5 protein-coding genes are annotated in these 6,448 nt (G+C 44.1%); 1 reads left to right on the top strand and 4 read right to left on the bottom strand.

Features of this window, described 5'->3' with window-relative positions; genetic code table 11:
• Positions 1 to 371: 371 nt before the first annotated feature.
• The gene (locus B3763_RS04170; protein WP_286744019.1) at positions 372 to 2,774 is read right to left on the bottom strand and encodes a TonB-dependent receptor plug domain-containing protein; all 2,403 of its coding nucleotides are present in this window, start codon (positions 2,772 to 2,774) and stop codon (positions 372 to 374) included.
• 77 nt (positions 2,775 to 2,851) lie between these two features.
• On the opposite strand from B3763_RS04170, the gene B3763_RS04165 reads away from it, so the two are divergent.
• Positions 2,852 to 3,820, top strand: a complete 969-nt coding sequence (locus B3763_RS04165) for a YheT family hydrolase (protein ID WP_286744016.1) — start codon at positions 2,852 to 2,854, stop codon at positions 3,818 to 3,820.
• Here the strand turns inward: B3763_RS04165 and B3763_RS04160 are convergent.
• From B3763_RS04160 to B3763_RS04150, 3 genes are all read right to left on the bottom strand, one after another.
• A complete protein-coding gene (locus B3763_RS04160; protein ID WP_286744014.1) occupies positions 3,801 to 4,640 on the bottom strand; it encodes an endonuclease/exonuclease/phosphatase family protein in 840 nt (279 codons plus the stop codon). The two genes, B3763_RS04165 and B3763_RS04160, sit on opposite strands and share 20 nt — an antisense overlap.
• 61 nt (positions 4,641 to 4,701) lie before the next feature.
• Positions 4,702 to 5,898: an L-2-hydroxyglutarate oxidase gene (gene lhgO, locus B3763_RS04155; protein WP_286744013.1), complete on the bottom strand. Its 1,197-nt coding sequence runs from the start codon at positions 5,896 to 5,898 to the stop codon at positions 4,702 to 4,704.
• 3 nt (positions 5,899 to 5,901) lie between these two features.
• On the bottom strand, positions 5,902 to 6,282 hold the full coding sequence (locus B3763_RS04150) for a DUF3127 domain-containing protein (protein ID WP_286744011.1): 381 nt from the start codon (positions 6,280 to 6,282) through the stop codon (positions 5,902 to 5,904).
• Between the last annotated feature and the right edge of the window lie 166 nt (positions 6,283 to 6,448).

Genomic DNA, 6,448 nt, shown 5'->3' with positions numbered 1-6,448 from the left:
CTTGCGACTTAAGTAAGTAACCCTGTTTTTTTAAAACCGAGTATGTCAAGAAAAATTGAAAGCAAGAATTGGCCGTCATGCTTTTGATGGGGTTTCCTTCAGTATGTTTTTTTCCGTTGGGTTGACCATTCTTCCAGAAACCTTAGTCATTGACCGGCACGATTCGATGCCCTTAATACCCCTTTCAATTTTTCGGCTCGCAAGTTATAGATAGGCCCAGCAAAAACGGAATGTTAGCGCATAAAAAAAGTCTGCAGTACAGACCTTTTTTATGAACACCCAATAAATATGAATAGATATGTATTTGAGTATAAATGTAGTATGCCACTTTTTCTAAAAGGTAAACCTAAGATTAACAAAGTATTACGAACTCAAAAGTTAGCCCGAACGGCAATTACAGCATTAAAACCCGGAGCACTGAGGCCCGAAGTGTAGCTGCGATAATGGACGTTTAGCAGGTTCTCCAAATTAAAGTTGATACTGTAGTAATTATTGAGTTGGTAACTGTTCTTAATATTGACGATGTACCATGACAGGGCTCCATCGGCTGAGTACAGGTGTTGTCGGTATTTCTCTGAAGGAGGGAGCTCTTGCCACGGAACACCATCACTAAACTCTAGTTCGAACCGGGTGGTTAATTTTTGGTGTGTCATAGCCATGCTCAATTGGCCAAAGAATGGAGCAATGTGTGGCAAACGGACCCCGGTTTCTGAATTCTGGCCATGAGTATAGGTTAGGCTTCCGGTAATATGAATGCCTTGTGAGGTTTTCCAGTAGCCACGCAATGAGGTGCCCCACACCTGTGCTCTTTCCATATTTTGCAGCGCCAATACTTTGGCCACTTCACCTTCATAGTTCAGTTCGTCCTGATTGTTGAAAAGAAATGGTGCCACTGTAAAAGTGTTTTGCAGAAAGGACAGATATTGTATCCACTCAATACTCCAGTTTGAGTTGCTTTTGTTGGCTATAGAGTACTCTATGGTGTAATTAGTTTCCGGTTGCAGGTCTGGGTTGGGTACTAGCACCATGCCGGGCCACTCGGAAAAAAACCGACTATTGTCGCTAATATTCGGAGGCCGAAAACCTGAAGAGAGCAGTAATCCCAGTTTCCAGGAAGAGCCGGGCCTATAAGAAACACCAATTGTACCGGTTAGCGCACCTGTTTCATTAACCAATACATCATAAGGAAAATCGATATAGGTTTTGTCAGTAAAATCGCTCCTGAGCCGGGTGTAGGTATACCTTACTCCACTGCTTATAACAAGTCTCTCGCTTATCTGGTCTTTAACACTCAAATACAGGTTGGCCAGATTATAATCTGCACCATTGTTTGGATATTCGGTCTGGATATCCATTTCCCTAAGCGTTACAATGTCTCTGCTTAGTGCCTTACTTTCTACCTTATTGGAAAAGAGCTCTAAACCATAGTAGAGCTTGCCATTAAAACCCACGGCCTTCTCTAAATCTACATTCACCGATAGCGCATCAACGGTTGCTTGTTGCATGCGTAGTTGATTGCTGCCAAAATTTCTACTATTCACCCGCTCTTCTGTCAATTGGAATGCGGTGGTAATGTCTATCCGATCGAACCAGCGAGAAGGGTAATAAAAGCTGGTTTTAAGGCTGTGCATAAGCCAGAGTTGTGGGCCATTGTACCACTGGGCATAGGCCGGAGTATTGTTGAGGGTATAAGTGAGTTTATCGTATCGTGGCAAATGCGAAGTTCCTGAATAATGAAAAGAATAGGTGAAGTCCATGAAACTTCCCAAACTCCAGCGGAGCTTCTGTAAAAAATGGTATTGATCATACCCGCTGAAAACCTGTCGGTTTTCGTTCTCATTGTTAACCACCTCATCCGTGTTGTTTTCACGGATTACATAAGATAGTCTTTTGCCAAAATCAGGGTGTGACTTTGGTCGGTTGGCTCCGGTTCTCAGGTCGTCTGCTTTGGTATAACTAAGGCTGGAGTAACTGGACATATTAGGGAGGTTAAACTCGATCTGGTAGTTGCCGGCAATGCTCCCATTGGCCGAAGAATACCGGAGTAGCCCTCCGGAAGAAATGCCCAGATATTCACCTTCTGCAAAGGCTGGAGTTTTGGTGAGGAAGTCTATGGTTGCACCCAGGGCATCGCTGCTGGATTGTAAGCCACCCGTGCCCGGTAAAACCAAGGTTTGGTAGAGGTTGTTGGGGTCAACCACCATCAGGTGTGTGTTGTCAATTCGGCTATACAGGGCATGGTTTAGCCGCACACCGTCCAGACGGGTAAGCAGGGCATTGCCCGAATAACCTCTAATGAGTGGGCTTCCGGCATTTTGTAAGTTTTTAGCCACTAATATTTGGTGGCTAGCCCCTAGAACTTCGGCCGATGACAAAGGCTCTGTTATGGATAGCGTTTTTCGCTGAAAAGCCAATATTTCATGAGGAGTATCTTCGGCCCAAAGAGCCCAGTTTCGGTATTGATATGCTGAAGTTTGGGGCAAAGGTGTGAGTTCTACTATAGACCCTCTGTTTAATAATCGGGAGAGGCGCACTATGTGAGATTTAAAATCGGGATGCATTAGAATTATGTCCGCATCAGCACCAAAACTCTTAAGCTCAGCCAGCCCTTGAGTGTTGGTTACTGCCCCATGGTCTGTTCCTCTTTCTCTAATAGTTACCAAATCAATGGGTTTGCCATTTTCGCGGTTCACCACCCTAATGGTTTGAGCCTGGCCAATCTGGAGGCCTATACAGCCTATGAGAAGTAAAAGGCAGTACTTTACTTTTTGCATTGAGCCACGAATAAACAAAAAATCGTTTTCAGATTGTTTAATATTCTCTTGTTTGCACCAAAGATAAATGAAACAGAATGCCTTTAATTCAATCGAGGTATCAAGGACCTCCCTTTTACCTGTTTAATAAACACATAGAGACCATTTACCCTAGTATGATGCGTAAAATTAAAGGGGTGAATTACGAGCGGGAGAAGATTGAGACCCCCGATGATGATTTTCTCAATATAGATTGGGTGAAGGGGGGAAATCAGCGGCTGCTGGTTGTTAGCCATGGTCTGGAGGGAGGCTCAAATCGTCATTATGTAAAGGCTCTTGTAAAACTCTTTGTGGGGAATGGTTGGGACGTAGTGGCCTGGAACAACAGAACATGCAATGGAGAAATGAACCGACAGAAAGTACTTTATCATCATGCCGCCAGTTATGATCTGAGAACAGTGGTCAACCATGCTTTGTTATCTGGTGACTATGAGGAAGTGGCTTTGGCGGGAATTAGCATGGGTGGAGGGCAGACCATCAGGTACCTTGGGGAGCTGGACCAATTTCCGCTACCCGCCCAGGTGAGATCGGCCGTGGCTATTTCTGCTCCTTGTTATTTGCCCGAAAGTGTAGAAACACTTTACCAAAGAGAAAACCGCTTGTATGAACAGCGATTCCTGAAGAAACTCATTCTTAAAATTAAGGCCAAAGCACTTCAGTTTCCGGAAATTGACTTATCGGGTATTGACGATATTGCCTCACTTCAGGTGTTCGATGAGCGATATTCAGCTCCATTGAACGGTTTTAGTTCGGCCAAGGATTTTTATGAATACTGCAATCCCTATCCGTTTCTGGAGAAGCTAGATAGGCCTTGTCTGATCATTAATGCACTTAACGACCCACTACTTAAAGGGCGGTGCTATCCTTATGAGATGGCTCAAAAGAATCCCAGTCTCTTTCTGGAAACACCAGAAAGGGGAGGCCATGTTGGCTTTTTGCGCAAGGGAGAAGAGTTTACTTACAGCGAAATACGTGCTTTCGAGTTTATCAACGAAAAGCAATTTTAACTACCACCGGCAGGTGGTCACTTACCCAAAGCCCATTATCTCTTTTGGTATCCAGGTGGGCATAGTTCAACACGTTTAGGTTTTTGGTGAAAACGTAGTCAATCCTATTTTTAAGTTCAGCATCCAGCTTAAAACCATTGAAGGTGCCAATTGGTCCTTTGATTCCCGATGGGCTTAGTGCTGAAGCATCGTCCATAAAAGCAGTTATACGTCCATAAGGAGCTTTATCTGGAGTGGTATTAAAATCGCCACTCAATACAATAGGAGCCTTGTCTCCGGCTATTTGTTTTATTTTATCTACAATGAGCTGAGCCGAATTAGCTCTGGCTTCTTCTCCCACATGATCGAAGTGGGTGTTGAAAAACCAAAATTTCTTTCCGCTGGCTTTGTGTTCAAACTCGGCATAGGTACATACTCTGGGGAGAGCTGCATCCCAGCCTTTCGATACTCTTTCGGGAGAAGGTGATAGCCAGAACGTTCCTGAGGTGAGCAGTTCTACCTGTCGGTTGTCATAGAATACCGCGCTAAACTCTCCCTGCTCTTTCCCATCATCGCGGCCAACGCCTACATAGCTATAATCTGGCATGTGGTCATCGATATATTTCATTTGACCGAGAACGGCCTCCTGAACTCCGAAAACTACCGGGCTATGGGCATTGAGCAAGGCAATGGCGGCCTCTTTCCTATGTCCCCACCAGTTTTCATTGTCATAGGCATTGTTGAAACGAATATTGTAGGAGATTACGTTGAATTCCTGAGCGGTGAGTAGGGTGCTGGTGAAAAGCAGAAGGCACATTAATGCCGATCTAAAAATATTCATGTTTCTAATTAAGGATAATCGTAATTAAATCAAAAAATGAAGCCATTAGGCTTTTGTAAAATCAAAACCGCTGTATGGCCAGATTACTTACCGTATCGCCAATAGAAAGTGAGGAGGTGGCTGCCGGACTTGGTGCATTACACACGTTAATGGCATTTTTAGCCTCATAAATAGCAAAATCGTCTAGAAGACCTCCCGTTCGGTCGCAGGCCTGAGCACGCACACCTGCACCGCCATCAACCAAATCGTTTTCCTCAATTTCCGGAATAAGTTTTTGAAGGGCCTTGGTAAAAGCGGCCTTTGAAAAAGAACGATACATTTCGCCCATGCCGGTTTTCCAGTATTTCCAGGCCACTTTTTGAAATCCCGGCCAAAACAGCGATTCCATTAGTTCGGCCAAATGAATCTGAGATTTTTTGTAGCCCTCTCTTCTAAAGGCTAAAACCGCATTTGGACCGGCTTCAATACCCCCATTGATCATGCGGGTAAAGTGTACGCCCAAAAAGGGGAAGTTAGGGTCGGGTACAGGATAAATAAGGTGTTTAACGAGGTACTCTTTTTCCGGTTTTAGTTTGAAATATTCACCCCTGAAAGGAATGATTTTGAGGTCAACTTCATCGGAAGTTTTTCGTGCCAGTTTGTCGGAATAAAGCCCACCGCAGTTAATTACTAGTGCAGTTTCTAAGGCCTGAGCGGGGGTTTCAACCCAGGTAGAGGACCCTTTTTCCCGAATGGCAATAACTTTTTCTCCCAGTACAATGGTGCCTCCCCACTGCCGAATTTTTTCGGCATATTTCTCGGCCACGGCAGTATAGTCTATAATGCCGGTATATGGCACTTTAATAGCTGCTATACCATTTACGTGAGGTTCAATCTCTTTAAGTTGTTCAAGGCTGAGTTTAGAAATTTCGTGAAGCCCGTTTTCCAGCCCTCTTTTATAAAGGTTTTCAAGTAAGGGCTTTTGAAACTCATCGGTAGCTACAACCACTTTGCCGCATAGTTCATAAGGCACCCCTTCCTCATTGCAGAAGTCCAGAAGCATTTGGTAGCCATTAATGCAGTTTTTCGCTTTGAGGCTCCCCGGTTTGTAATACAACCCGGAGTGAATAACCCCGCTGTTGTTACCCGTCTGATGTCGGCAGAGCTGTTTCTCTTTTTCAACCAAAATCAGCTTTAGCTGTGGTTTCTTTTTTAAGAGCTGGTAGGCAGTGGCAAGTCCCACTATACCACCACCAATAACTACCACATCGTATTTCATCAGTTAAAAGGGTAAGTCGTCAGAATCTTCGCTCAACCAGTCGGGTTCATCGGCAGCCGATGGTGGCGGAGCTCCGTTGGCTGCACTGGCTGTTGCACTGTTGCTTTCGGCAGCAATTTTCCAGGCTTGTAGAGAGTTAAAATACTTGTCTTCACCGTTTTTAGGGTCGGTCCATTTTCTTCCTTTAAGGTTAAAACTAACCATCACTGTTTGCCCCGGAGCAAAATTATCCAGCAATTCACACTTGTCTTGAATGCATTCGAACTTAATAAACTCCGGGTACTGAGGGTTTTCGGCATATTCAACCACGAACTCTCGTTTTTTAAAGGTGCCGGTTATTTGTTGGGTAGGAAGTATTTTTTCAATCTTAGCTTTAATCTCCATGCGCTGAATTTTGCCTCAAAGCAATTCAATAATCGTTCAAGATGCAAATGAGCGGAAGAAAGAATGTCGTTTTCGCTAAACTTAGCGTTATGCCTTTAGTCAAATAAGAAGCTAGCAAAAAACAGTGCTGCTTACATTCAAATTTGTGGGCAATTGATCATATTTA

The organism is Roseivirga sp. UBA1976 (assembly GCF_002336325.1).
GTDB lineage: Bacteria > Bacteroidota > Bacteroidia > Cytophagales > Cyclobacteriaceae > Roseivirga > Roseivirga thermotolerans.
This window is presented reverse-complemented; position numbering and strand designations above follow the sequence as displayed.

What these genes read in the sequence shown, in the direction of transcription:
- B3763_RS04165 (WP_286744016.1), top strand. Translation starts at nt 2,852, where the DNA reads ATGCCTTTAATTCAATCGAGGTATCAAGGACCTCCCTTTTACCTGTTT.
- lhgO (WP_286744013.1), bottom strand. Translation starts at nt 5,898, where the DNA reads ATGAAATACGATGTGGTAGTTATTGGTGGTGGTATAGTGGGACTTGCC.
- B3763_RS04170 (WP_286744019.1), bottom strand. Translation starts at nt 2,774, where the DNA reads ATGCAAAAAGTAAAGTACTGCCTTTTACTTCTCATAGGCTGTATAGGC.
- B3763_RS04160 (WP_286744014.1), bottom strand. Translation starts at nt 4,640, where the DNA reads ATGAATATTTTTAGATCGGCATTAATGTGCCTTCTGCTTTTCACCAGC.
- B3763_RS04150 (WP_286744011.1), bottom strand. Translation starts at nt 6,282, where the DNA reads ATGGAGATTAAAGCTAAGATTGAAAAAATACTTCCTACCCAACAAATA.